This is a genomic window from Litorivivens sp., from assembly GCF_041624475.1.
GTDB lineage: Bacteria > Pseudomonadota > Gammaproteobacteria > Pseudomonadales > Spongiibacteraceae > Litorivivens.
In genome coordinates this window covers 41,225-67,445 of the sequence record NZ_JBFJUX010000002.1, presented here as the reverse complement: position 1 = coordinate 67,445, position 26,221 = coordinate 41,225, and the positions used below count along the sequence as shown (strand labels likewise).

At 55.3% G+C, this 26,221-nt stretch carries 18 protein-coding genes and 2 tRNA genes; 8 read left to right on the top strand and 12 right to left on the bottom strand.

The features are described from left to right. Window positions 1–112: 112 nt before the first annotated feature. Window positions 113–2,284: a PQQ-binding-like beta-propeller repeat protein gene (locus ABY734_RS02985; RefSeq protein ID WP_372777489.1), complete on the bottom strand. Its 2,172-nt coding sequence runs from the start codon at window positions 2,282–2,284 to the stop codon at window positions 113–115. 301 nt (window positions 2,285–2,585) lie between these two features. Here ABY734_RS02985 and imuA point away from each other — a divergent pair, with 301 nt between their 5' ends. From imuA to ABY734_RS02970, 3 genes are read left to right on the top strand one after another with little or no spacing between them, the layout of a single operon-like run. Further along, window positions 2,586–3,341 (top strand): translesion DNA synthesis-associated protein ImuA, encoded by a 756-nt coding sequence (gene imuA / locus ABY734_RS02980; RefSeq protein WP_372777488.1) that lies wholly within the window; start codon window positions 2,586–2,588, stop codon window positions 3,339–3,341. Further along, a complete protein-coding gene (locus ABY734_RS02975) occupies window positions 3,341–4,789 on the top strand; it encodes a DNA polymerase Y family protein (RefSeq protein WP_372777487.1) in 1,449 nt (482 codons plus the stop codon). Before imuA ends, ABY734_RS02975 begins: the two co-directional genes overlap by 1 nt. Next, window positions 4,790–7,918, top strand: coding sequence for an error-prone DNA polymerase (locus tag ABY734_RS02970; RefSeq protein WP_372777486.1), 3,129 nt, complete (start codon window positions 4,790–4,792; stop codon window positions 7,916–7,918). A gap of 15 nt (window positions 7,919–7,933) precedes the next feature. Here ABY734_RS02970 and ABY734_RS02965 read toward each other — a convergent pair whose 3' ends face one another. Continuing rightward, window positions 7,934–9,001, bottom strand: coding sequence for a dihydrodipicolinate reductase (locus tag ABY734_RS02965; RefSeq protein ID WP_372777485.1), 1,068 nt, complete (start codon window positions 8,999–9,001; stop codon window positions 7,934–7,936). A gap of 43 nt (window positions 9,002–9,044) precedes the next feature. Further along, complete coding sequence (locus ABY734_RS02960) at window positions 9,045–9,338, bottom strand: hypothetical protein (protein WP_372777484.1); 294 nt, start codon at window positions 9,336–9,338, stop codon at window positions 9,045–9,047. A 136-nt stretch (window positions 9,339–9,474) separates the two neighbouring features. On the opposite strand from ABY734_RS02960, the gene ABY734_RS02955 reads away from it, so the two are divergent. From ABY734_RS02955 to ABY734_RS02945, 3 genes are read left to right on the top strand one after another with little or no spacing between them, the layout of a single operon-like run. Further along, complete coding sequence (locus ABY734_RS02955) at window positions 9,475–10,509, top strand: OmpA family protein (protein WP_372777483.1); 1,035 nt, start codon at window positions 9,475–9,477, stop codon at window positions 10,507–10,509. Between the two features lie 20 nt (window positions 10,510–10,529). Continuing rightward, a complete protein-coding gene (locus ABY734_RS02950; protein ID WP_372777482.1) occupies window positions 10,530–12,194 on the top strand; it encodes a ShlB/FhaC/HecB family hemolysin secretion/activation protein in 1,665 nt (554 codons plus the stop codon). A 17-nt stretch (window positions 12,195–12,211) separates the two neighbouring features. Then, window positions 12,212–12,964 carry an MOSC domain-containing protein gene (locus ABY734_RS02945; RefSeq protein ID WP_372777481.1) on the top strand — a complete coding sequence of 251 codons (753 nt, stop codon included), beginning with the start codon at window positions 12,212–12,214 and terminating at the stop codon, window positions 12,962–12,964. Between the two features lie 40 nt (window positions 12,965–13,004). Here ABY734_RS02945 and ABY734_RS02940 read toward each other — a convergent pair whose 3' ends face one another. The 9 genes from ABY734_RS02940 to uvrB all read right to left on the bottom strand — a co-directional run bounded on the left by ABY734_RS02940 (window position 13,005) and on the right by uvrB (window position 23,056). Next, window positions 13,005–14,192: a hypothetical protein gene (locus ABY734_RS02940; protein WP_372777480.1), complete on the bottom strand. Its 1,188-nt coding sequence runs from the start codon at window positions 14,190–14,192 to the stop codon at window positions 13,005–13,007. Window positions 14,193–14,217: 25 nt separating this feature from the next. Further along, a complete protein-coding gene (locus ABY734_RS02935) occupies window positions 14,218–15,480 on the bottom strand; it encodes a murein transglycosylase domain-containing protein (RefSeq protein ID WP_372777479.1) in 1,263 nt (420 codons plus the stop codon). 1 nt (window position 15,481) lies between these two features. Beyond that, window positions 15,482–16,066 (bottom strand): hypothetical protein, encoded by a 585-nt coding sequence (locus ABY734_RS02930; RefSeq protein WP_372777478.1) that lies wholly within the window; start codon window positions 16,064–16,066, stop codon window positions 15,482–15,484. Window positions 16,067–16,089: 23 nt separating this feature from the next. Further along, window positions 16,090–17,127 (bottom strand): hypothetical protein, encoded by a 1,038-nt coding sequence (locus ABY734_RS02925; protein WP_372777477.1) that lies wholly within the window; start codon window positions 17,125–17,127, stop codon window positions 16,090–16,092. Continuing rightward, window positions 17,105–18,262, bottom strand: a complete 1,158-nt coding sequence (locus ABY734_RS02920; RefSeq protein ID WP_372777476.1) for an LPP20 family lipoprotein — start codon at window positions 18,260–18,262, stop codon at window positions 17,105–17,107. The genes ABY734_RS02925 and ABY734_RS02920 overlap by 23 nt, the downstream gene beginning before the upstream one ends. 9 nt (window positions 18,263–18,271) lie before the next feature. Further along, the gene (locus ABY734_RS02915) at window positions 18,272–20,377 is read right to left on the bottom strand and encodes a caspase family protein (protein WP_372777475.1); all 2,106 of its coding nucleotides are present in this window, start codon (window positions 20,375–20,377) and stop codon (window positions 18,272–18,274) included. Between the two features lie 222 nt (window positions 20,378–20,599). Further along, window positions 20,600–20,676 (bottom strand) — tRNA-Val (locus ABY734_RS02910). 184 nt (window positions 20,677–20,860) lie between these two features. After that, window positions 20,861–21,013: a hypothetical protein gene (locus tag ABY734_RS02905; protein WP_372777474.1), complete on the bottom strand. Its 153-nt coding sequence runs from the start codon at window positions 21,011–21,013 to the stop codon at window positions 20,861–20,863. An 18-nt stretch (window positions 21,014–21,031) separates the two neighbouring features. After that, the gene (gene uvrB, locus ABY734_RS02900) at window positions 21,032–23,056 is read right to left on the bottom strand and encodes an excinuclease ABC subunit UvrB (protein WP_372777473.1); all 2,025 of its coding nucleotides are present in this window, start codon (window positions 23,054–23,056) and stop codon (window positions 21,032–21,034) included. A 146-nt stretch (window positions 23,057–23,202) separates the two neighbouring features. On the opposite strand from uvrB, the gene ABY734_RS02895 reads away from it, so the two are divergent. Further along, window positions 23,203–23,278, top strand: a tRNA-Asn gene (locus ABY734_RS02895). 397 nt (window positions 23,279–23,675) lie between these two features. Beyond that, window positions 23,676–26,216 carry a hypothetical protein gene (locus tag ABY734_RS02890; RefSeq protein WP_372777472.1) on the top strand — a complete coding sequence of 847 codons (2,541 nt, stop codon included), beginning with the start codon at window positions 23,676–23,678 and terminating at the stop codon, window positions 26,214–26,216. Window positions 26,217–26,221: the final 5 nt, after the last annotated feature.

Genomic DNA, 26,221 nt, shown 5'->3' with positions numbered 1-26,221 from the left:
TTTGTGCCCGCTCATCCAACACTTTTCAAAAAATCTGCACGTTCAAAATATATCGCTGACCGCACCACAACCGGCGCGCACAGCAGGGCTGATTATCGAGTTCGATTGATAATTACGGCTCAACCGTATCGGGCAGTGCAAAGGCCATATATTCCGCCGCCGACGCCTGTCCCAGCTTGCCGCCACCCGCCGCTATCACCACGTACTGTTTGCCGCCGGCGCGATAAACCGCCGGCGTGGCAAAGGCCGGGGCCGGCAACTGCGTCTCCCACAAAAGCTCTCCACTGTCGCTATCAAAGGCGCGGAATTTTGAATCCGGAGTAGCGCCAATAAACAACAGACCACCGGCAGTGACTGCAGGCCCACCGTAGTTTTCCGAGCCCAGGCCCTGATAACCCATTGCCAGCGCTTTAGGGTAATCCCCGAGCGGGAGCCGCCATTTTATCGACGCGCTGGCCAGATCAATGGCCGTTAATGTGCCCCAGGGTGGCTTGCTGGCCGGCAGACCGTCGGGATCGACGAACTTCTGCCAGCCGGCATTGAGAAATTCAAAGCTGCCGTTCGCTTGGCGGGTTTCAGGCTCCGGCTCGTCATCTGCCAGATAAAGGTAACCAATAACAGCAGCCAGCCCATACCAGGGCAGGATCTCATTGGCCGGCATTCGGCCGCGGCCGTCACGGGCTATCCGATAGGCCTGTAGAGGTCCCATCCTCTCGGACAGTCCGATCAATGACGGCACGGTCAGCCCATCCCCCTGTCGATCAACCCCATGACAACCGGAACACCCCATCAGATAAGCCGCGCGAGGCGTTTTTACCGCGTCTTCAGTAGCCGCACCGGCGACCATTTGAATCACGTAGGGGACTTCATTGGCATTGATAAACAGCGTTTGCGAATCCTCTTCCCAGGCGGCACCACCCCACTCCGCTCCACCATCAATGCCCGGGTACACCAGAGTGCCTTCCAGGCTCGGCAGGGTGTACAGCCCTTCATAGGCCAAGCGCTCGTATTTGCGACGCACGACCTCGGTAACCAAGGGTGTTCGCGTCGACAAATCTTCGGGCCCCAGTGTTTGGCGGGTAAAGGCGGGCAAGATGTCCGGCAGAGGCTGCGTTGCGGGGGCGTATTCACCGGGCAGGGCCTCGCCTCCCACGACCACCTCTTTCAGCGGAAATACCGGCTCCCCTGTTTCCCGCTCAAACACAAAGATGTGCCCCGTTTTGGTGACCTGAGCCACCGCTTCCACCTTTCTCCCGTTCAGCTCCAGCGTAATCAGGTTGGGCGGTGCGGGTAGATCGCGATCCCATAAATCGTGGCGCACCAACTGCTGGTGCCAAACTCGTTCTCCCGTATCCGCATCCAAGGCAAGCAGGGTGTTCGCGTAGAGGTTGTCGCCTTCGCGATCCCCGCCATAGAAATCAAAGGTGGCCGATCCCGTGGGTGCAAACACCAGACCTCGCTGCGTATCCACCGTCATGCCGGCCCATGAGTTTGCCCCGCCGGACGTTTTTCTCGCCTCTGGCGGCCAAGTCTCTTCACCGGCCTCCCCTTTCGCCGGAATGGTCCGGAATAGCCATTCCTGCTCGCCAGTCACCACATTGTAGGCGCGAATATCGCCAGGCGAAGCGCCACCGAATTCCGACACGCGAGAGCCCAAAATCAACTTGTCCTCGTAAAGCGCACCCGGTGATGTCGCATTGACCGCTATCGACTTCGGGTCGATATCGGAAAACCCTTTCCGTAAATCCACCCGACCATCGTCGCCAAAGGTTGTGATCTGCTCGCCCGTGCGCACGTCCAGCGCATAGAGGTAGTAGTCCGCCGTCACCAACAGACGTGGCCGGGCAGCGCCGTTGCCCGGCCATAGTGCCAAGCCCCGCCCGGGGTTGGGTAATAAACTCAATGCCCGCGGTGTCTTGAAGGTCCAGAGCTCGCGCCCGGTGGCTGCATCCAGTGCAAAGACTGCCAACTCGGGAGTCAAACCGTAGAGCACACCGTCGACAATCAGGGGATTGGTTTGTAACTGGAGCCCATCACCAGATGAGTCGTCACTGCTATAGCGCCAGGCAGGCTCCAGCTGAGCCACATTGTTCCGGTTAATCTCAGACAGCGGCGAATAATGTGACGCATTCTTGTCCCCCAGATAACTCGCCCAGTCACCCTGATCAATGGCAAGGGACGTTTCAGGGATGACCTGCGGCTGACCCGGACGATCTCCACAAGCGGCGGCTAGCAGCACGACCACACTGATTACAAAAAGGCGACCGCAGGAAATTCCTGTCATTATTTTTATATTCCACTTAAAGGACTATAAAGCGATCATGACTCTGCCAGAACAGCCTCACAAGGCGTGTTTTATTACGGATCGTTCAAGCCCCACCCAGCACGCTTTACTCAACATCCTATCTGAGCCGATTCGGGCAACTATTTCCCAAGCCCATCAATAGAACCCTTTCTAAAGAGGCAGCCCTCATTCTAAGGGCTAGCCTTTGGACGCATTCAAGAGTATTGTATATTTATACAGTACTCGCGAGCTCTCTGCGTAAGCCAGTGGGCCGCCCTTCATTGATAGAAATTCATGCGTTATGTCTGAGATAACACACTTATTGGAAAACCCCCGCTTGTGGCGCGGCTCCCAACGCAACACCACGGCTGCCGCCCATGGCAGCATCAAGAGTGGTTATTCCGCGCTGGACCGCGCGCTACACAGTGGTGGCTGGCCCGTGGCTGGAAGCACAGAATTGCTCTGTGACTACAGTGGCATTGGCGAGCTGAGCCTGTTGACGCCCGCCCTGTCCAGTCTCAGCCAGCAGCAGACCATCGTCTGGCTGAACCCACCCTTCAGGCCCAGCGCGCCGGCGTTGAAACAGGCCGGCTTTCGCTTGAATAACTGCCTGTTTATTGATACCAGTAGCCTGACCGAACAGCTCTGGGCCGGCGAAGAACTGCTGCGCTCAGCGACCTGCGCCGCCGTCTTGAACTGGACCGGCAGACAGCGCCTGAGCGACCGCGACCTGCGCCGCCTGCAGCTGGCAGCCAGAGAACATCACTGCTGGCACATTCACTTTCGCAGTGAAAACTGCCGCCAGCAAAGCTCGCCCGCGCCCCTGAGAATCCGGCTGCAGGCCGGTGAACAGCAGCTGGCAGTGGAGCTGTTCAAACAGAGCGGCGGCCCCTCCGGACAACAGCTTGTTCTGCCTCGCAAGCCCTTTCTTTTGCACCAACAGCAGCCTCCCAGCCTGTGGCCGGTAGCGCGCAAACGGCTGCGGCGCAAAAGTCGCCTGCGTCTGGCCCAACCCCGATCCAGGCCTCAGACCACACCCTTAGTGGAAATCCATTGATGTGGCTGTGCATTCGTTTTCCCCGCCTGCTGTTGGGTCAGGCGCTGGCCCCAGAGCAACGCCAGCTGGGCCCGCAGGCCCTGCTGCTGAATAACCGGATAGACGAGGTTAACCGGGCAGCCGCAGCGGCCGGTGTTCGCCCCGGTCAGTCCCTGAGCACGGCGCGCAGCCTGTGCCCGGAATTACAGTGCCGCCAGCCCGATGCCGAGCATATGCAACAACGCCTTGCCCAGCTCGCCCTCTGGGCCTACCGCTTTACGCCCGAAGTCAGCCTGGCTAAGCCCGACTGCCTGCTGCTGAATATTTGCGGCTCACTGAAACTGTTTGACGGCTTCAAGCCCCTGTTCCGGCGACTGCGCAGCGGGTTTCGCAAACGCCGCATTCCGGCCAGCTATGGGCTGGGGCATACACCTTGGGCCGCCACCCTGCTGAGCTACGGCCAGCTAGATATCACCACCCTGCTGGACGCTGACGGCCAGCTCAACGAAGCCGCGGTCATCGATCAGCTCAACCGGCAGCCCAGCGCCCATCTGCCCTGCGACAAACAGCAACAGGAACGCCTGCTCACGCTCGGCCTGAATACACTGGGCGAACTCAAGGCGCTGCCCGACAGCGCCCTGAGCCGTCGTTTTGGCAAGGGGTTCAGCCGGCTGCTCAATCAACTTTACGGCAGTGCACCCGACCCCCGCCCCTATTTTCAGCCGCCGGATGTTTTTTTCAGTGAACGCCAGTTCAATGGCGAACTGACCCGTAGCGAGGAACTGCGCTTTCCACTGGCCGGGCTGCTCGATGAGCTCGGGCACTATCTCCAGCTAAAACAGTGGGTCTGCCGTCAGCTGCGCTGGCAGTTCTGTTACTGCAACGGCGAGCACGATGAGCTGGTCATGCCGGTCTCTCACGCCCATTTCGATCGCCGCCAGTTACTGTCGCTGGTGCTCCTCAAGCTGGAGCGCTATACCCTGCGCGGTGCAGTCGATTCACTGGCCCTGCATTGCACCGAGTTTGAAGCGGTTCAGCAGCGCAGTACGGAACTCTTTTCCGACATCAGTCTTTTTGATCACGAACGCCAGGCCCGTTATCTCGCCTTGCTCGACAAGCTGCGAGCGCGACTGGGAGAACAGGCACTGTGGCAGCCAGCATTGCGGGAACAGCATCTTCCTGAGCAGGCGACCGGCCGCGAAACCGCTCGCAATGGGCCTGAAGACGATTTCCCCGAGCGCCCTCTCTGGCTGCTTGAATCGCCTCTGCCTTTGCAGGAGAAAAACCGGCAGCCCTGCTGGCAAGGCCCGCTGACCTTACTTCAGGGGCCAGAGCGGTTGGACAATCAATGGTGGCAGCAACGTCAGGTGCGCGACTACTACATTGCCCGCACCTCTCACTACGCCCTGTGCTGGGTGTATCAGGACCGCCTGCAACAGCGCTGGTACCTGCACGGTTGGTTTGCCTGAATGTCCGACCAGCACCACAAACCGCCGGACTACGCCGAGCTCCACTGCCTGAGCAATTTTTCCTTCCTGCGCGGTGCCTCCCACCCCCACGAGCTGGTGCAACAGGCCGCCGCACTGGGTTATCAGGCTTTAGCCATCACCGATGAGTGCAGCCTGGCCGGTGTCGTGCGAGCCCATATTGCCGCCGAGCAATGCGGCATCAAGCTGATTGCCGGCGCGGAGTTTCAGCTGGAGGAAGGCCTGCACATCGTTCTACTGGCACCCGATAAACGCGCCTATTCCGACGTGTCAGCCCTGATCAGTCGCGCCCGGCTGAACAGCGTCAAGGGCAACTACCGGCTCTCACTGAAAGATCTGAGCCGCAGCTGTGGCCACTGCTTTGCAGTCTGGCTGATGCCGTTTCAAGGGGCGGCCTTTGAACACGCAGCGCACTACGGAGAAACCCTAAAAGACCTGTTCGGCCCACGCTTGTGGCTCGGCTTTCAACGCCTGTACCGCCAGGGCGAGCAGATTTTTTACGAGCGCTGCCTGGCGCTCGCCGAACAGATCACTGTTCCGATGGTGGCCTGTGGCGGCATTCTGATGCACGAGCGTCAGCGCAAACCGTTGCAGGACACCCTCACCGCTATTCGTCTGAATCAACCGATCCAATCCTTAGGCACACAACTACAGGCTAACAGCGAATACTATCTGCGCGACCGCGCCACCCTCGCCAGACTATATCCGCAGGATCTGCTTAAAGAGACCCTGCGCATCGCAGAGCAATGCCATTTTTCACTCCGGGAACTGCGCTACCAGTACCCCGATGAGGTGGTCCCCAAGGGCCAGACAGCCAGCGCCTTCCTGCGCCAACTGAGCTACGCCGGCGCCCGCCTGCGCTGGCCTGAAGGCATTCCTCCCACCGTAACGCGACTGCTTGAACACGAGCTGCAATTGATTGCCGAGTTGCGTTACGAACACTACTTTCTGACGGTCTACGATATTGTTCACTACGCCCGCAGTCAGAATATTCTCTGTCAGGGGCGCGGTTCTGCGGCCAACTCGGCGGTGTGCTACTGCCTGTTTATCACCGAGGTGGACCCGTCTCGCGGGCAGCTCCTGTTCGAGCGTTTTATTTCCAGAGAGCGTGACGAAGCGCCAGACATTGATGTGGATTTTGAGCACGAGCGCCGCGAAGAAGTCATCCAGTACATCTATCGCAAATATGGCCGCGAGCGCGCTGCGTTAGCGGCGACGGTTATCACCTACCAGATGCGCAGTGCAGTGCGCGATGTGGGCAAGGCGCTCGGTTTCGACGAGGCGCTGATCACCCAACTCGGTAAATCCATGGCCTGGTGGGACAAACGCGAGGAGCTGGTACAGCGGCTGCAAAATCTTGGTTTGCAGGGCCCTGTCGCCGAGCATTTTTACGCTCTGGTGCAACAGATTCTCGGTTTTCCCCGCCACCTGTCGCAACACGTGGGCGGCTTTGTGATCAGCCGCGATCCGCTGACCAGCATTGTACCGATGGAAAATGCCGCCATGGCAGAGCGCACCATCATCCAGTGGGACAAGGAAGATCTGGAGGCCATGCACCTGATGAAGGTGGATGTGCTGGCACTGGGCATGCTCAGCAGTATTCGCAAAAGCCTGGAACTGATCAGCGTGCAGAAAGGCCGGCCCTTCACTCTGCAGGATATTCCCGCCGAAGACAGCGCAACCTACGACATGCTCTGTCAGGCCGACAGTGTCGGCGTATTCCAAATTGAATCCCGCGCCCAGATGACCATGCTGCCCAGGCTCGCGCCACACTGCTTTTACGATCTGGTGATACAGATTGCCATTGTCCGCCCCGGGCCGATTCAAGGCGACATGGTAAACCCCTACCTATTGCGCCGGCAGGGTTTGGAAGCGGTGGTTTACGAAAACGAAGGCATTAAAAATGTACTGGAGCGCACGCTGGGTGTGCCGATTTTTCAGGAGCAGGTGATTCAATTGGCCATGGTCGCAGCCGGTTTCAGCGGCGGTGAAGCCGACCAGTTGCGCCGCGCCATGGCCAGCTGGGGCCGCAATGGCCAACTGCTGATATTCCGCGACAAGCTGATCGACGGCATGACAAAAAACGGCTACAGCGGAGCCTTCTCTGAACGGCTTTTCAATCAGATGAAAGGCTTCGGGGCCTACGGATTTCCCGAATCCCACTCCGCCAGTTTCGCTCTGCTCGCCTACGCCTCGGCCTGGCTCAAGCGTCATCATCCCGCCGCTTTTTTTGCCGGCCTGCTGAACAGCCAGCCGATGGGCTTCTACAGCCCCTCGCAACTGATACAGGATGCCAAGCGTCACGGCGTGACAATTCTGCCCTACTGCGTCAATCACAGCCATTGGGACTACACCCTGGAAAACCCGCATTCCGAAAGCCCTCAACTACGCATGGGGCTGCGTCAGGTGAAAGGCTTTAATCAGAGCGCTGCCGAACGGATTGTGCAAAACCGCCAACAGTCACCCTATGCCTCACTGGCTGATTTTCTGGCGCGGGTTTCTCTCAACAAGGCAGAGCGCAACGCTCTGACCCGGGCCGATGTCTTTGCCAGTTTTCAGTTGCATCGCTACCAGAGCCAGTGGCAGGTCAGTGCCAGCGAACAGAACGACGCCTTCCTTCCCGCCGCCAGTGAGCTGGACGACGGCGTCAGCCTGCCTGCTCCATCAGAGATTTCCGAGGTTCGCGCCGATTACAGCTTCAGCCGTTTAAGCCTGCGCCGTCACCCACTTGCCCTGCTGCGCGAGCGACCGCGGTTCAAGGACTGCTGTCGGGCCGTAGAACTCGGCCGCATCGACAATGGCCGCTTTATTCGTCTGGCCGGACTGGTCACCTGTCGACAGCGACCAGGCACCGCTTCGGGCGTGCTTTTTCTGACATTGGAAGACGAAACCGGCAACAGCAATATTGTGGTCTGGAAACAGGTACAGGCGCAGTGCCGCCAAGCGATACTCAGCGGGCGCCTGCTGATTGTGAAAGGGTTGGTGCAACGCGCCGATCCGCCCCGCCGGGAGGGTTTCAGCACCCCGCCGGTCATTCACATCGTCGCACTGCACCTTGAAGACGCCAGCCACGAGCTGGCGCTTGAAGTGGACTCACACGACTTCCACTGAAGTGCGTACAAGACCTTAGCGTTTGAATTGGGCACCGCCGGGCAGCACCGCCACATCCAGCGCCGACAGAACACCCGCCTTTGCTGCGCAAACGGAGGGAATGGCGTTAACCAAACGGTTGGCAGCGGTCGCATTGCCGCCGGCAGCCGCGCCTGAGTCAAAATGGTCAGTGGCATGAACCGTAATATCCAGATCCGGATTGCCCTTGATCAGCACACGGTGGCAGCCGCCCTCGGTCGGGGGTGTTGGCCAGTCCGGCGCACAATCCACATCGATCCGGGTGATATGCTCGGCAACAATCAGGGGCAGGCCATTTTTCATGCCCATCACTTCAAAACGAAAGGCACCTTGTCCGCCTTTTTCAAAGCTTCCCATGCCGGCTACTTCAACCGTTTTCTCCAGCGGGCGGCGCTCAACCTGGGTGGTGACTTCATCCAGCTCGATATTCAAACCCTGAGCCACCAGACGCACCATCGGCTCCCAGATTTTCAGCAGCACTTCACTGTGCAGCATCAACGGCAGCTCATCCATCGGCTGCCCAAAGCCGATCACATAACGCACGATATCCGGCGCGTCGTAAAGGGCGTAATTGAATATTTCCTGACAGCGAATTTGCTCGATACCCGCCACTACACCGCTGGCAAACAGCGGCAGCGCATCCATGGCCCAGCCCGGATCAATCCCAGAGACTAGTAAGGAGGCATTGCCCCGCTCACACGCGCTATTGACCTTGTCGAGCACATCCTTGGGTGCCAGTGCCGGATGCAGAAAGTCGTAAAAGGAGGTGCTGACCACATTGCAGCCCGCCTCCAGACAACTCAACAGGTCCGCCATGGCTTCATCCGGGCGCACATCGGCCGAGGCCGTGTAGACCACCACATCGGGCTTGCCGGCCAGAACCGCAGCGGCGTCACGGCTTGCGACAACACCAGTCGCCGGCACACCTGCCAATTCACCGGCGTCGCGCCCTTCTTTCGCCTCACTGGAAACGATCACACCACTCAGGGTCAATTCCGCATGCCCCAGCACCGCGCGAATGGCCGGTCGGCCGACATTTCCCGTACCCCAGACTGCAACCTTCATTAAGACCTCCAGCGATCTCGCAACAAAAATTCTTGGCTACCGATCATAAGGTCACAGTCAACAAGTGGACATTACAGCCGGTACAGACAATCGCGGTAAAATCGCACCACATCATGGTAGTCACCGGCAGCGAAATGGCATTGAAACAACCCGCCGCGCCACCGGCATTTTCGATGAGCTGCTGGTAATCCCACTCGTTGCAGGCCAGCGTGCCGCCGCAGGGGCCGGGATCGCCCTGCCCCTGATCCCATAGCCGCAAGCGAAGCCGATAGGCCTGACCAGTATTCAATCCATTCCAACAGGGGCTTTGAGGTTGATGGTCACTGTAGACAGCCATAATTATCCTCCGTGATTGGCTTTTTTTATTTTTCGAACAAGCAAACCGCATGGCCCACAATGCAGATGCATCATCCCGGCACACGCGCTATGCTTGACCCATAATAAATGCTTAGAGATGACAGGTGTAATACGCATTGAAGAACCGGGCACACAAGGCATTTGACACTGGCAAAGCTCTGCTGTTGGCCGCAGCGCTTTGCTGCGCGCCAGCTCATGCCCAGGATCTGCTGTCGGATACGGTGGGCGGCGTAGAAGGCCTGCTTTTACCGCAGGGAGGCGGAGATGCCGATGTATTCGGAATTACCGACCTGATCGGCGCCGATGGCAACAATAGCGACTCACTAAGCCCAAACAATACCTGCGAAGGCATTCAATGCGGTGAGTCGACCGTATTTGAGCTGCCGGGATTGGAAGTCCGCGAGCCCACAGACAACGACGGTGAATGTGTTGATAGCGATCGCGACGGCATCTGCGATATTCGCGATGTCTGTCTCGGCTCCACGGAAAACTCGCCCGTACTGGAAAGCGGCTGCGGCCTGCAGGTTGGCAATCCGATTATCCTCACAGGCGTGCGTTTTGCCGCTGGCAGAGCGCAGCTAAGCGATGCAGCCAAAGCGGCTCTGGCCCCCATTGTCGAGCTGATTCTCGCCACTGATGCTCAGCATATCGTTGTTGAGGCTCACACTGACGATGATGGCAGCGAGGCCACTAACCTGGCGCTTTCAGAGGCCCGAGCGAAGGCCGTGTATCAGCACCTGATCAGCAAGGGGATTAGCAAGCAAAGACTGGCCTTTGTCGGCCGCGGCGAGGCCTTCCCCCTTATACCTCACCAGACCACCATGGGCCAGAGACTGGCCGGCGTAGCCGAGATTAACCGGCGGATTGAGATTACTCTTGCCCGGCCGGATGAATTTGCCGCCCATCGCGCGGCTATGCGCGAACGCGAACAGGAGCTGCAACGACAGGCAGCCAGACAGCAACAAATCAAGCAGCAACAGCAAGCCGAACAACGCGCCCGGCAAGAGCAGGCAGAATCTGCAGAAGAAAGCTACAACGAGGTGCTCGATTTTCTCGAAGAATCCGGTGCCGCCTCGCGTGAACAGGAAAATACCGACAGCGAAAACAGTGATCCGGGCTACACCCTGGAAGTTATTTATCCCGAAGAATAAAACGAGCAACCACGAACCCTATGGCTATTGATCTCCCGCCCAGCTTGCCCCCCAGCCTGGAAAACCCTGGCTACGTCGTGGATGTGCAACGTCAACGCGGCGCTTACATCCGCGCAGTAGGCAGCTTTTCAGTACAGGTCAGTGGCGACCACTATCTGACCTTTGCGGAGCTGGAGGCCATCTTTGAGCAGGCCGAAAGCCCCTCAGAAGCCATCCTGCTGATGGACAACAAAACCCGGCAGAAAGGCCACCTGCTGGTGCAGTACCTCTATGCCCGCCCCATCAACGGCATCATTCACGTGCTTGCAGTGCAAAAGAGCGTGGGTGAAATACAAGGCGATAGCAATATCGCGCACTTCTTTCGGGGCTGGAAAGGTGATAGCACACCAACCCGCAATGAATTTGTACGCTATCAAACCAATGCCAACCTCTATTCGCGGCGCACCGGACGCGATTACGCCGTAAGCTACGAGGAAACCTCGCAGGCAGATACGCTTAACCTCCAATTTAGCGAAACCCCAGACAGCAGCAGAACACGCTGGAATGGCGCTCTCCAGCTCGGCAATCAGGGGAATCGCTTTGTTGGCCGCTATTACCTCGACAGTGCGCTCGGCTACAATTTTGATCGCGGCAGCCAGCTGCAAGTGCGCTACCAAACCTCGATTGAAGACTGGGGCGAAGTAGGTGACGGAGAAGGCTACCGCAATACACAATTGGCCTACAGCTACCCCTCACGCTGGGGCCTTTTTAGCATCGAAGCACGCCGCGCCGAATACATCCGGATATTTACAACATCAGCAAGCTCTGACGCCTGTTCGCTGGGCTTGCCTGGCTCTGTCTGCCTGATTAGCGCACCTGGCAATCCGCCCCAAACCGAAGAGCTTGATGCGACCATCGATGTTCTTGCCGTCAATGGACAACAACTTATTCTCGCCGACACCGATTATCGCTGGACGCTGCAACAGAGACTGGAAGCCGTAGATTCCGAACTGCTCAGCAGCAACGGAGCGGCTTTGCAGGATGAACGCTACACCTCGCTGGAAATAGGCACTCGCTACGAGCGCCTCAATCAATTCAACAACAAGCCCTTGAACTGGCAAGCCAGCCTCCGGGTGAAACACGGCCTTAGCAGTGATAGCGGCACGTTCGGCACGGCCCCCGAAGCAAACGGTGTTGCTATAGGCAAACGCACGGCAGAATACACAATCATCAAGCCCGGTTTTGGCGCGGCTTACACGCTCTCAGAGAACTGGGACCTCAGCTTCACCGCAAGCTCCCAGTTCACCAGAGACCAGCTCCCCCAACAGCAGCAATGGGTGCTGGGTGGTGCCTCACGCATGCATGCCTATCTACCCGGCGTGCTGGTGGGCGACAGCGGCTACCACGCCAAAACTGCCATTTCACGCAATTGGGTGTTCGGTAACCTTACGTTCAATGCTGGCCTGTTCTACGAGTACGGCGCTTCCGGATTTGAAGACGCCAGAGGCGCCGACAGTACCGGCGCGATCAACCTGAATCGCTACAGCACCTTGCAGGATGCAGGCATTAACGCCTCTCTGAAAATTGGCAGCAACCTCGAAGTGACAGCAATTGCCGCGACTCCCCTGACGGAAAGCAACACCAGCAAACAACGTACCGAAGAACAGGAAGCCGACTTTTTTGTTGTTGTAAAAGCCAGTTTCTAGTTTTGATCAAAGAAAGCATGCCACGCATCACCCACCTCGCCTATTATCCCGTTAAAGGCCTGCAGGGAGTCCCGCTCGACGCTGTTTCACTGGCAGCGGCCAGCGGCTTTCCACTGGATCGCCACTTTGCCATTGCCGATGACCGCACACCCTTTGACCCGAACGATCCGCAACACCTGCGCAAGCAACAGTTAGTTGTGCAGATGAAGTACGAACGGCTGGCGGAACTCGGCACGCAGTTCGACCCGAACACCTTTGAGCTTACCCTCAGCCATAAGGGCTCAAGCGAGATATTCGTTCTCGACACAGAAACAGGAAAAAGCGCCTGTGAGCAGTATTTAACCGTATTTATGGGCAATCTGATTCAGGGCAGCGCTCGCCTGATCAGCGGCCCAGGCATCAGTTACACCGACCTCTCAACACCCTGCATATCACTGATTAACCTGAACAGTGTCCGCGCGCTGGAACAGGCGCTGGGTAACAACGTTGATCACCGTCGCTTTCGCGCCAATATCTATTTGGATGGCATACCAGCATGGCAGGAAGAAAGCTGGTTAAACAAAACCCTGACTATCAATGGGGTTGAACTGTTGGTTTACAAAATCACTGACCGTTGTGCAGCCATTAATGTCGACCCGAAAACAGCCATACGCGATAAGACGCTGCAGGGGCTAAAGCGGGAGTTTGGGCATTTGAATATGGGAGTTTATGCGAAGGTGGTAAATCGAGGTGATATAAGCGTTGGCGATGATATTTTAGTAAGACAATAAAAAAAGGAGGCCGAAGCCTCCTTTCGTTCACTATACAAATTTAGAAAGCATAGGAGATCGAGAAAGTATCCAGATCAACCTCCTGATCTCTGATGTTGACAAAGAAGGGGTTAACCTGAAGATCTCTGGCTTCACGAGCATAATCAAATACCCAGCTACCCAATTTCAACCCCAAACCATAAGTTGTGCTTTCAATATCATTGATGAAAGTCGCGGCCTGGTTATCAACTGCGTCAACTTCTGTTTCCGACATACCAAAGCGCACGAACAACGACCCCTTTTTGTCTTCAAGGAATGACGGGAAAAGCTGAACCTCAAAACCCCAGGCAACGCGTTCTTCTTCCAGGTTACTCTCAGCGTTAGTATTACCACCGCCACCAGAAACACCGTTCAGAATATCTTCATATTCAAGGTTGTCGAATTCAAGGTTTGCAGTCAGAAACATAGGCACGCCTCCAACTGTTGGCAGAGGAGCACTGTAGCCCAAGCCATAGTTCAAAGCCTGTGGACGACCAGGAACACCTTTAACCGCATCAAAGGTTACATCGTCTTCAACTTCGCTATCAGTACCCGACCGGTAGATTGCACCATAGCTCAACTTATGACCTTTCGGCAGAATACCTTCCAGCGGAAGATCGCCTTGTATGCCCAAAGAAAACCCGAACTCAAGTTCTGACAGGTTATCATCGGCGCCGCCACCGGAAAGATCTGCGTCGCGGCTTAGCATATCCAGAGTGAAGCCCCAGCGAACATTTTCGTTGAAATCGCCGCCCATACCCCACTTGAATTCAGTGTACTCGGTTTCAATATCGACAAACTGACCCGAACTCCCGCCTGAAACATTAAACACCGCGGTATTGTAAAACTTGTATGGAGCGAAATAGGCGAAACCCATACCGCTAGAAGAAAATGCCAGATACTTAATATTCGAATCAGTATCGAAGATATCGCCGCAAGTCGGGGTACAGGTAGCGTTAATCTCCGGCGTTGAGAGCCTCTCAATAACATCACCTACTTCCAGTGTAATATCCATGCCAGACGTTTTAGCAAGGCCGGCGGGGTTGTACCACATTGCCGTGCTGTCACCGACTGTCGCAATAAAAGCCCCGCCCATGCCCATAGCGCGAGTACCCGGTGTATTAAAATACTGCTCCAGCGCAAAACTGTTGCTCGCCCCCAACGTCGCTCCGGCCATCAGGCCTGCGGCAAGAAGTCTGTTGTTTTTCATTTGGTTCTCCTCAGTGATAGCTGATTTAGCTTTGTGATGCTCTTTTATAGCCATCCGCGCGGCGGACGACTTTTTTCAGGTAATTTCGGGTTTCATCGTAAGGCAGGTTTTTGACAAGATGATTATAAACCTGCTCAGGTGTCATTTTATTGATGATCTTCGCCGCCTGATTGACGTTGCGCTTGCCGGTAAAGGCCTTCGCCACATTACCCGCGCCGGTGTTGTACGCGGCAATCACACAGTAATAACGGCTAAGCGGATCTTCAATCTTCTTCAGGTAGCGATTGTTTAATATCCACAGGTAAGCTGCGCCAAGCTCGATATTCTGATCCGGGTTATAGAGCGCCGACGGTGCCAACAGGGTCTGCTTGCCGTAAACAAACTCTGTCGCATCCAGGCCTGCGGTTTTTGGTACGATCTGCATCAGGCCATAGGCCGGTACACCGGATCGAGCCATCGGGTTAAATGCCGATTCCGTCTGAATAACCGCCAGTACCAAGCTGGATTCCAGCTCCCTGCGCTCAGCCTCCGCCACAATGCGATCGGCGTATGCCTTTGCACGATCAGGCATTGCAATGCTACCAGACGATGGCTTGGCAGGTTTCAACACTTTGGATATATCAACGCTGGCGGTAACTGCCTTACCATCTTCGCTACGCTGTAGTTTCAGCTTGCTGGATAGCTCTTTGACACGCTTTTCCAGCGCTTCCGCCTTTTGCTTGTCCGAGGCACTGAGACCAAAAATAGACTGGTTTGGCACTTTGCTGGTTTTTGCCTTCACGCCTTCGCGCTTGATTCTGGCTTCTACAGAGCTGGCAAACTGGTCGGTCTCAAAGGCGCCCGCCACTGTTGTCGACAACACCTGACGGATCTGATCTTCAAACTTTTTATAAGCTGCTTTCTGATTACCATGAAGGCCCTGAGCAGAAATCGTCAGGGTATTCTTTTCAAAATCGACAGCCCGCTTTACGGCGTAGTCGTCGGTATAAGACACCCATACCTTGCGCGAGCTGATCTCCGGATCATCCCAGCGCTTCTTGATCGCATTGCGATACTCTTCCAGCTCTTCTTCGAAGATTTTGCGATAGGCCGCAAACTCTTCCTGCTGGCGTTTTTTGTACAACTCGAATTCCGTGGGATTTTTGGACGCATTTTCTGCACGCTGTTGTGCAGAATCACCCAACTGCCCGGCTTCCTGCTCGAGTTCACCCCAGATATCGTCTGCCGACACAGACGCCACTGGCACAAGGGCCAGCAGCGCTGTCAGCATCTTCGCGTTGAACGCCACGTTACTCGGCCGTCAGCTCGTCCAGCTCGTTGTGCGCTTTAAACGCCTTGAACTCTTCGTAAAGAATGGCCTCGTTCTGAGCGTTAACGTTCGCATTCGCTTCTTTCAGCAGATCGTTAAACAGATCCTTGGTCAGCGACGGGCTCATGGTAACCATCACACAGTATTCAGGCTGACCGTCAATGCCGAGCACATACTCTGCTTTGACCGCTCGGGTGCCGGACAGATTCTGGTTAGCAACCGTTTTTGAGACACTCTCAAAAGATGAACCAAATGAATCACCGACAGAAGCTTCTGTCAGACGCTGATAGGTTTTATCGAGTGCGGTGGCTTTAACTTCAATTTGACGGGCAATTTCGGCGCGCGCCAGTGCCGTTGCCTTGGCCTGCATAATGCTGGACGAGCCTTTCTTCGCCACACACTGCGTGCTGGCCAGGCCATCTTCAACGATCGGCAGTTTCACCCAGTCGGGACGGTTGTCGTACGGTACGTTGCTGGCCTGCTGCTCGGGCTTCTCGGGTGAGCCGGAACAGGCGACCAGTAAAACACTTGCTGCCAGTGAAGCTGCTTTTACTACCTTGTTCATATTGTTCTCCTTGAGTGCGTTTTTTAATGAACAGTGTTTTCCTGTAATTCGACTTCCACAACGTAGGGTTTACCCACACGCGGAGTGATGGACAATCTCGAGAGACTTGCCGAAAGGCGGTGACGACTGGTTAGTGAAACAGCTTCCATCGAGTATCCTCGACCGGCACTTTCCCCGGATACTGCTTTTTGAATTGTTTTAACGCGAACATCTTTGTTCTGCGCCAAATCAGCATAAGCTTTGCGTATTGCCAAATCAATAACGGATTGCAAGGTACCGGCAGCGGTATACGATGCTACACTCGCCCGGCCCGTCGCGGAGTTGTGCTTCTGCTTAAATTGCGTTTGCCTTTCGTAAAGCCAGCGTTGATAGAGTGTAGAACCATCGCGACAACTTTCCACCAGTGTTAGAGGCGGCAGAGCCCTGACGTCAGTTTCAACAGATATATCGTGATCGACAAAGCTAAGATATTGTTGGACAGCGGAAGCGCGCAGCAACCGATAGTCCGAGCTTACGTCGGCTATACCCCAATAGGCCGCGGTATCACTGGCAGATTTGACCGCGTCCATCCATTGCTGCTTGTCGGATATTCGCCATTCACCCACGCCGAGCACTTCTGCGACATCGCTGTCGGCAGACTGACCGCACAACCAGGTCGGCTCGCAAAGCTCGCTGCGACAGCGATTTACCGCGCACGCGGTCTCGGATGGAACACCATTGGAAATGTAAGAAAAAACAGCGCCTCTCCCCACAAAGTCTTTGGCAAAATAGTAACTCTGCCCCTGCAACTCCAGCGATTGCATCTCAGCGAGTTCTTTATCACTTAGAATATTCTGCGGCATGGTATCACCCATGGCCGCGTAGAGTTGCCGCAATGCCGAGCGCCGGCTGGAGGCAAGCGCGATTTTGCCATCTGAATCAAATTTTTCGGCTACGCCTATGTAACCACTGTACTTACTCGTGACCGGCTGCGACAGCCAACAGGGCTCCGCAACAAGCGCTGGCGTGACAAAAAGCCAGCACACCAGCTGACAATATTTAAGGATCGGTCCGAGCCTCAAGCGTAGACACCCCGATAGGGTCAACAAAATCAAACCAGCGAAGAAACTGATCAAACTGATAGTAGTCGTCGCCGGCAAGGAATCCACCCTGATTCTCAAGTTTGGCGAACTCTGAAAGCACGATGGGGTTTTCCGTCAGCACGCCGATGTAAACATCGTAGGTGCTTTTGCCGTCTTCCAACACCAGCGAGGTAAAGGTACCACCTTCCGGATACTGAAGCGTCGAGCCGCTTTGAATAAACCGGTTCTCGAGCAAATTCGCGATGCGTCCGTCTTCATAAATATTGAAAAGCGAGAAGTAGCCGCTGCGGCGCGATGCAATCCAGAAATGAAAATCATCACCGTGCTTCAAGCGTACGCTGCGGGCGAAGCGGAAATCCGAGGGCGGGCGCGGCGCATCGCCGGAGGCAATGTCTATGTCCAGCGCTTTGACAGCGCCGCGAAAATCCGGCGCGATAAACGACAGGAATTTGCGGTCCGCAACCGTATAATTTGCACTGTCGTTAACACTCAACACCCAGCGATTGTTCCGACGTTTTAAATCTATAACGACGGTTTTTTCCTGTGTACCGGCCTGTCGCTCCAGCTTTTCCCTGAGCTCGGATACAAAGTGCGAGCTGACCAGCATCGATGGGCCTTTGAAATGAATTTTTTGCGGCAAATCGCCCCGCCATCGTCCAGCGAGATCCGAATACACCTTTTGAACCAGTGGGCGCTTATCCAACTGATAGACTACATAGACTTTGCCGCGAGGATCGTCGACATCCCGGCACAGTTCTACCGCGTCATCAATGGCAACGTCAGTCTCAATCGACACGTCTTGGTCAAAGGTTTCCGACTCGTAGTCGTCGATGGCCCGGGTGGTGCTTTTGGTGGTTACCGACACACGGCTGGAGAGCTTCTGTGCGATTTCTGACAAGGCCTGCTGGCGGGCCTTGGGAAGAGACTCACCCACTCCGACACCCACCACCAGATGGTCGCTGTCTCTGGGCGTTTTATCTATGCAGAAGGAGCGATACTGCTGCACCTGGGTTTCTGATGAAACCTCTGACTCAGCAGAGTCAGAGCCCAGCAAGCCACAAGAAGGCAGCAACGCAATGCCTGCAAGCAACAGCGCGCCTAAAACTTTCCTCACTAAGCGTCCTTACTTCTTCAAAATAGCCAAAGGTTTGGATGTCTGTCCACTGAGGCCCGGCGTCTGCTTGCTGCCCTTGTCAGTCTGGTCGATATACTCTGCCACTTCATAACTGACAAAATTCTGAATTTCCTCAGCGCTGACTACACCATCCTTGTTGCCTTTCACCCAGTTGTCCGCACTGCCGCGCAGGGCCCGCAGAAAATTATAGGTGAACAGACCGTGGCGGCTTTCTTTATGCCAGTAACTGACTTCGCTGGCCGAGGCACTGGTAAACAGCGTGAGATTTGATATGTTGTCGGGCTTCAGCTCATTGGTTTTAAAGGCCGCCGGGCTAACCCCCGTATAGAGCGCCTTGGTTTTCTTGCCGCTGGACGTATCAGTGTTTCCGGAAAAGCAGGAGTCCAGCACCAGCGTTACATTATTGGTTGGAAGATTTTTGATGGCTGCATACAAATCTTCCAGCGGATAGCCCTGCTGATCCAAACGTTCCATCTGCGCATCAACCGGCACCAGATAGGCCTTGCCATCGCTCAGGCCGGGGGCTCCGTGGCCGGAGTAATAGATAAACACCGGCGGGTTGGGCTGAAGCTCTGAATCGCGCTTGACCATATTGTAAAGATCGCCATCTTTAAAGCTCTTTTCTTTGGTGCCAAAGATGTCGCGCAGGCCGAAAGTATCTTCGTTCAGATAGGTTTTGGTTTTCTTGAAGCCGAGTGTTTTCTTCGCATACTGCGCCACAACACTGGCGTCATTCTCGGCAAAATCAACTGGATCCAATTTGGCATAGCGACCGTTACCGATCACAAAAGCCCGGCCAAACTGGATTTTTTCCACACCCTCTGGAATATCCGTATCCACCGGCTCAATGGCAATGGCTGATGCCGCTGGTGCCAGTGGTGTGGGCGCTTGGTAGCTGTTAGCCGCGTAACGCTGTGGCGCCCCGCCGGCGGGCAACACCATGGCGTGGGTAAATTCTTTCTGGGTGCTTTCATCGCTCTTATCAATGGCGCGCAGCGCAACCGGCAGGCGATCGCCGGATTTAAGGCGATTGGTTTTCGCGAAGGTAAAGGAAACACGCTGACTGGCATTAACCGCCAACTGCCCGATCGACACCTCGGAGTCGCCCAGCAGCAAAATATCCCTGCTCTCGGCGCGAATCTGGGTAACGGCATCTACCGCAGGGCCCTTGCCCTGGTTGACCACCGTATAGCTGACTTCGTAGGAATTGCCGGTCAGATGACTCACTCGCTGATCAACAATGGCAAACGCTGCCGGCATGTATTCCTGTGTCGCAAAAGCAAACTGCAGTTCCTCCGGCAGACCAAAGCCATCGGCTTCGGTGGCGGTCAGGCTAAGTTTTTCAGAGCCTGTCGCTACTTTCTCAGTAGCAATGATTTCCAGGGTTTCAATGACGGACTGCCCGGGTGCTATGTTCCCGATGGTCAGCTTGCGCCGGGTATCACAGCAGCCCAGTGTCACATTGCTGGTACTGCTCCAGATAGCGACCTCGACAGACTCCGCCATTGACTTGCCTGCGTTTTCCACGGTCACGACGACCTTCGCCGACTCTTTGGCCGAAAGGATATTGTCGCGATTACTGTCTATCAGGTCGTAACGAATCAGCAGATGCGGGGGGTTGGCAAACTTTTCCTGCAAGGCCATTTGGGCTTGCTGGTTTTGCTGCTCAGCCGTCCAGGCTTGCTGACGTTCTTTTTCAATTCGGGCCAACTCGTTGCTAACGTAGCCCATGTAACGGTTGGGGTAGTAATCGTAGGCAGTGGAATCCGAGACAACACGACGCTCCAGGCCGCGCGGCGTCTCCACCCACTCTACCTGCTGGTCTTTAACAATCCGGATTTTGCCGTCAGAGGAATACAGTTCAAGCGCTTTGGACAGATGCTCCCGGGCCCCTTGATAATCGCCCGACTCATAGCTCTTCTTACCCTTGCGATAGTAACTCAGCGCCCGCTCTTCAGGTGACTTGCCGCTGTCGTCGGCCTGACTGCCCCCGCCGAGGGAGTTCTTGAGCGAGTCAAACAATCCCGCCTGCACCGGCCCAGCAATAGAAAGCACCAGCGCCAGACTTGCCCCACACCACCAACTCGTTCTCATTGTTCTTGTCCGTTCTGCATTACCTGAATGCCCGCTGAAGCGCAGACATAGCAATTTTGTGACTTTATCACATACCCGCCGCTTTAGCACACAAGGCCTACATCTATGTCTTTCACGCAAGACATTGAATTACAAAGAATTTACCGGAGAATAATGTATTTTTAGGAATTTTCAGCGGATACAAAAACGGCCCACGCAAGGTGAGCCGCTTTTGAGAAAGATTGGTACGACCGAGTGGACTCGAACCACCGACCCCCACCATGTCAAGGTGGTGCTCTAACCAGCTGAGCTACGGTCGTACTATAGTGTTGTCCACTCGGCAACCGAGTGGATTGCATTTTTTCAGCCTAAGGGCTGAAAAACCCCTTCGGGCTGCGCCGCTGCCGGGAAGCTCGAATGGCCCCACCTGCAGAGGACGCGCATTATAGCCACGCTTACCCGGCGAAACAACCACCTGCCCCCACAAGTTACCTCGCAGGCGGATCAGCGCGTTTCTTTATCCATTTCGCGATGAACTTCACTGGCCCGGGCGCGCTCACGCTCGACCTCCGCATCCGACAGCGTGTTATTCGTAGAACATCCGGCAAGCAGGCTCGCGGTCGACAGAAAAGCCAGCAGCACCATGGGCTTGATCATTTTGTTTTCCCGTAATCGTTATTCAACAAACAGATCGCGTTTGATATCTGCCAGCCGGTCTCGCACTCGGGCGGCATCCTCAAACTCAAGATTTTTGGCGTGCTCAGCCATTTGCTGCTCCAGACTCTTGAGAAGTTTGGATATCTCTGTAGGCTTCATGGACTTTACGTCCACACCATAATCCGCGCCCGGTTCTGCGGCCTTACGACCGCCGCCCTTCCGAGTGCGCTTGCTGCCCGGCGCAAAGGCCCCCTCAAGAATATCAGCCACCGCCTTCTTCACACCGGCAGGCGTTATATTATGCTCTTTATTAAATTCTATCTGCTTTTCACGGCGACGATTGGTTTCAGATATCGCCCGCTCCATGGAGCCGGTCATATTGTCTGCATAGAGAATGGCTTTGCCATTCAGGTTTCGGGCAGCCCGCCCGATAGTCTGGATCAAGGACCGCTCCGAACGCAGGAATCCTTCCTTGTCCGCATCGAGAATCGCAACCAGCGACACTTCCGGCATATCAAGCCCTTCGCGCAACAGGTTAATACCCACCAGCACATCGAACTCCCCCAGACGCAGGTCACGGATGATTTCTACGCGCTCAACGGTGTCGATATCCGAGTGCAGATAACGCACGCGAATCCCGTTTTCGCTGAGATAGTCAGTCAAGTCCTCAGCCATTCGCTTTGTGAGGGTCGTGACCAGCACCCGCTCACCCACTTCAACCCGCTGACTGATTTGCGACATCAGGTCATCGACCTGCGTTGAGGCTGGCCGAATCTCGACCTCCGGATCGATCAAGCCGGTAGGCCTGACCACTTGCTCTACGACCCGCGCTGCGTGTTCCGCCTCATAAGGGCCTGGCGTTGCCGACACAAATATCGCCTGGGGAATCAGCCGCTCCCATTCTTCAAACTTCAGCGGGCGATTATCCAGCGCCGAGGGCAGACGGAAGCCATAATCGACCAGCGTTTCCTTGCGCGAGCGATCCCCCTTATACATGGCACCGATCTGGGGAATGCCCACATGGGATTCGTCCATCACCACCAGAGCATTGTGCGGCAGATAGTCAAACAGGGTCGGCGGCGCCTCACCGGGGTCACGCCCAGAAAGGTAGCGCGAGTAATTCTCAATACCGGTGCAGTAGCCCAGCTCGCGGATCATCTCCATATCGAACTTGGTACGCTGCTCCAGGCGCTGGGCCTCCAGCAGTTTGTCGTTGTTGCGCAGCACCTCCAACCGTTCTTTCAGCTCTTCCTCAATACGATCTATCGCCTTGAGCAAGGTATCGCGAGGTGTCACATAATGGCTTTTGGGGAAAATGGTATAGCGAGGCAGCTTGCCCAGTGATTCACCGGTCAAGGGGTCAAACAAGGTAATGCTCTCGATCTCATCGTCAAACAGCTCAACCCGCACGGCATCTTTCTCCGATTCCGCCGGGAAGATATCAATGACGTCTCCTCGTACCCGATAGGTCGCACGCTGAAAGGCCACATCGTTGCGCGTGTACTGCAATTCCGCCAGCCGGCGCAGCAGCTTGCGCTGATCAATGCGTTCCCCCCGGTCCAGATGAAGCACCATTTTGAAATACTGTTCTGGATCACCCAGACCGTAGATAGCAGAAACTGTCGCTACAATCAGCGCATCTTCGCGCTCCATCAACGCCTTGGTGGCCGAAAGTCGCATTTGCTCGATATGGTCGTTGACCGAGGCGTCCTTCTCTATGTATGTATCAGAGGAAGGTACATAGGCCTCAGGCTGGTAATAGTCATAGTAGGAAACGAAGTACTCCACCGAGTTATTGGGGAAGAACTCCTTGAATTCGCCGTAGAGCTGGGCCGCGAGAGTCTTATTGGGCGCCATCACAATGGTCGGGCGCTGAATTGCCTCAATCACATTGGCGATAGTGAAGGTTTTGCCCGAGCCGGTTACCCCCAGCAGCGTCTGCGCATGCAGCCCTGCATTGATTCCCTCCACCAGCTGTTCAATGGCTTTGGGCTGGTCACCAGCGGGCTGGAATTTGGACGTAACCGTGAAGGATTTGCTCATATTTTCAACAGCATAAAGAGAAATATGGTACTACCCTGCCGACGACTTAGCCAATTGCCATAAATCTGAAAAAACGGCTTGGCAGCGGTTGACGATGTAAAAAAAGGCCTTTAATATGCGCCACCTCTCCTGACGGAGAGCACCAATCCGCCTTAGCTCAGTTGGTAGAGCAAATGACTGTTAATCATTGGGTCGCTGGTTCGAGCCCAGCAGGCGGAGCCAAACAAAACAAGGGCTTACGGGAAACCGTAGGCCCTTTTTGTTTGCATGAAGAAAAAAGACTAAACATTTAATAAGCACAGCACTAACGCCCCTCCTAAGCAATCGAAACCCGATTGACACCAACTTCCCTGCGAAAGCCAAAGCCGCGCAACAGGGCGCAACCGCCAAAAACACTAGCCCACTCGCACGAAAATAATCGACAGCAAGCACACTGCCAAATTAACAACGTACTTTGAATACTAAAGCTATCTACTTGCTACTTATCAAAATTCTGCCACAATCAAGTGATTAATAATTCGCGAAAGGTCGCCCGTTTAGGATGCAAAACCATCAGCTTCGGGAACTAATCAAGCTTTGGGCACTTTGCTCCGTTATATTGATCGTCCTGTTAGCTAGCTTGCGAACACTGGAACTGTCCGATGGCTTGAATCAGTGGTGGCAAGATGGCATCGCCCGCTTGCCTGGTCGCGGGCCCCCTTCTGAGTCTTCGACAGTCGTCGTCACCGTTCCGCCAGCCTTCTGGAATAATTCTGATTCAAATTGGGACGGTCTGATTGGACAGCTTGAAGCCGCCACCCCAAACAAACTGGTTCTGATAAATTGCCCGGCAGGCTGCGACAACGTCGCTAAATCACCGCGGCTACGTTCGCTGGCACTGGCTTTATCTGAAGGCGTCGATTACCCGGCGACACGAGATCCCGAACCATTGGCCTTGCCCAAAGCACTGGTGGTGGGGGGTATCGTACGGGGCGTTCAGCCGTCAGCGCCCTCGTCCCAAGCATTCGGGCCTTCCATGATCGCCCGACTCGACACCGCTCACAGCTGGCCGGACACTTCTATCGTACATGTTGGCTTCGGCATGCAGGCTTGGGTTCCTGTAGTGACCGCCGAAGCTGTCGTTGCCGGCCGAATTCCTGACGCTCTCTTTAACGGCAAGCTTGTCCTGATAGGTGAAGCCCTAGGGCCTGGGGAAGCGGGTTATACCACACCGCTTGATGTCGCCGGGGGCAAGGGCATGACACTCGCTGAATTGCACGCCTACACAATAGAAGCTGTCGCCCAAGGGCAGTTGACAAAACCGGTGCCAGAACTTGGCGCCTATACGATTGCCTTATTAATTGTTGCAATAACAATAGTATTGCACTGGCTGCTTAGTCTGAGCGGCGCTTTGCTGGCGGACCTGCTGATCAGCACCGTACTACTAACAGCTGCTTGGCTATCACGACTTCAGTTTCAGGCGTCCCTTCCGCTATTTGATTGGTATCTCGCTCAATGGCTGACAGCCATCCTTGCCGCAAGTGCGATTCTGCGTGCCGACGAACGAGCTTTACGATATGTGATGCTCGACGTCCTAAACCGGGTTCGCGAGCGCCTGACACCGGCTAATGTGCTGGCGTCCAATGACCCCTGGGGGGTCATTATGCGTTTCACCCAAGAAGTCTTTGATGTAAAGCGGCAGGCCTACCTCGAATGCCTCCCCAGCCAGCAACGCATTCGCGAGATCGCGGCTCAGGGCTGCAGCCTTGATGAAATACTGGAGCTGCGACGCGACTACGGTAGATCCCCCTATAAAGAAGCGCTGCAGGCAGGCGGGATTATCGCGTTACAGCGGCCATTCCTGAATATCCCCGAAGGCGAAACCCAGTTTATCGCCCCACTGGATTTCGCTGGACGCCTTTACGGGTTCTGGGCGTTTTCAGTAGAAACGCAAAAAGTAGCCAGCTTCGACAGCTGGCAAAGAATTGCCGAAGAGGTTCGTGTACAGGTTGGCGAATTGCTGTTTCACCAACAGCAATGGCAGGAACAGCGCCAGGCTCGCGTCAATCCAAACATCACGACCGACGCAGCACGGACTCACCGCTCTCTGACTCAAAACCTGATCCAGGGCGTCACAATGCTTGAGAAGCGATTGACCCTGATGGAGCAGGCCAATGCCAGCCTTAGCACGGGATATTTGCTTTACGACCTTTTCGGAAACCTGATTCAGGCTAACGCTCCAGTCGAAGCCTTCGCAAGAGACGTAAACCTGAAAATCTATCAGTTGTCGGCCTATGAGGTTTTATGTGAATTACTTGAAGATCCGGCGGCTGCGCGCGGTCTGATGGATCAAGTGCTGATGCAACAAACGACAGCCTCAAGCCCAGTTCCGCTGAGCGGAAAAAAAGACCGCGGTCTTTACGTTTATGTTCACCCAATCACCGAGAGCAGCGGCGTCGCGGATAGTGCCAGCCTCGCACCTTTTGATTTGGTAGGCGTACTTCTCGAACTGATAGACTTCAGCGACGCTTGGGAGATCTTCGCTCACCGACAGAACTTTATCGCCCGGACGGCCGAAAGCATTGAGTCAACCACGCAACGCCTCGCGAATTTGGACTCAACGCAGCAATCAGCTCTGGAGCAGCTAAAGCATGATGTCGACTTGCTGCAGCGCGTAGCAAATTCCCCCCAGACGAGACTAGTCTCCGCCAACGTGCCGGTTGATTTTTGCTCGATGCTGAATGCCACGCTGGACAATCTTTCTTCGCTTATCGCAGACCGTCATTTACGAATCGAACGCTCCCCAAGCGTTCGCAACTGTTTCGTGCTGACGGGTCCCTCCAGCCTGAGCGACATTCTGAAAGAACTATTTTTCCTATTAATAGAAAATGCTTATGACCACAGCCTTATAGAGATCAGCCTCTGGAGTGATATCAACAGGGATCGGCTTTTCCTTCATATTGAGTCACAGGGTGTAGGTTTGCCTAATGATGCCCTGCAGGACCTGCTTGCGGGAAATACAGAGGAACAGGGAGAACAATGGAAACAACTCGGCAAACTCGCAAAACGTCTCGGTAGAATACAAGCAACGCTATCTGGCTACTCTGATGTTGGCGAAGGGCTACAACTCGACCTCAGCCTCCCTCTGGTTGACGGCGTTGCCACCGGCAAAGCGGACTAGGCGAT

Coding starts and splice junctions, on each gene's coding strand:
- ABY734_RS02985 (WP_372777489.1), bottom strand. CDS start 2,284: ATGACAGGAATTTCCTGCGGTCGCCTTTTTGTAATCAGTGTGGTCGTG.
- imuA (WP_372777488.1), top strand. CDS start 2,586: ATGTCTGAGATAACACACTTATTGGAAAACCCCCGCTTGTGGCGCGGC.
- ABY734_RS02975 (WP_372777487.1), top strand. CDS start 3,341: ATGTGGCTGTGCATTCGTTTTCCCCGCCTGCTGTTGGGTCAGGCGCTG.
- ABY734_RS02970 (WP_372777486.1), top strand. CDS start 4,790: ATGTCCGACCAGCACCACAAACCGCCGGACTACGCCGAGCTCCACTGC.
- ABY734_RS02965 (WP_372777485.1), bottom strand. CDS start 9,001: ATGAAGGTTGCAGTCTGGGGTACGGGAAATGTCGGCCGACCGGCCATT.
- ABY734_RS02960 (WP_372777484.1), bottom strand. CDS start 9,338: ATGGCTGTCTACAGTGACCATCAACCTCAAAGCCCCTGTTGGAATGGA.
- ABY734_RS02950 (WP_372777482.1), top strand. CDS start 10,530: ATGGCTATTGATCTCCCGCCCAGCTTGCCCCCCAGCCTGGAAAACCCT.
- ABY734_RS02945 (WP_372777481.1), top strand. CDS start 12,212: ATGCCACGCATCACCCACCTCGCCTATTATCCCGTTAAAGGCCTGCAG.
- ABY734_RS02940 (WP_372777480.1), bottom strand. CDS start 14,192: ATGAAAAACAACAGACTTCTTGCCGCAGGCCTGATGGCCGGAGCGACG.
- ABY734_RS02930 (WP_372777478.1), bottom strand. CDS start 16,066: ATGAACAAGGTAGTAAAAGCAGCTTCACTGGCAGCAAGTGTTTTACTG.
- ABY734_RS02915 (WP_372777475.1), bottom strand. CDS start 20,377: ATGAGAACGAGTTGGTGGTGTGGGGCAAGTCTGGCGCTGGTGCTTTCT.
- ABY734_RS02905 (WP_372777474.1), bottom strand. CDS start 21,013: ATGATCAAGCCCATGGTGCTGCTGGCTTTTCTGTCGACCGCGAGCCTG.
- uvrB (WP_372777473.1), bottom strand. CDS start 23,056: ATGAGCAAATCCTTCACGGTTACGTCCAAATTCCAGCCCGCTGGTGAC.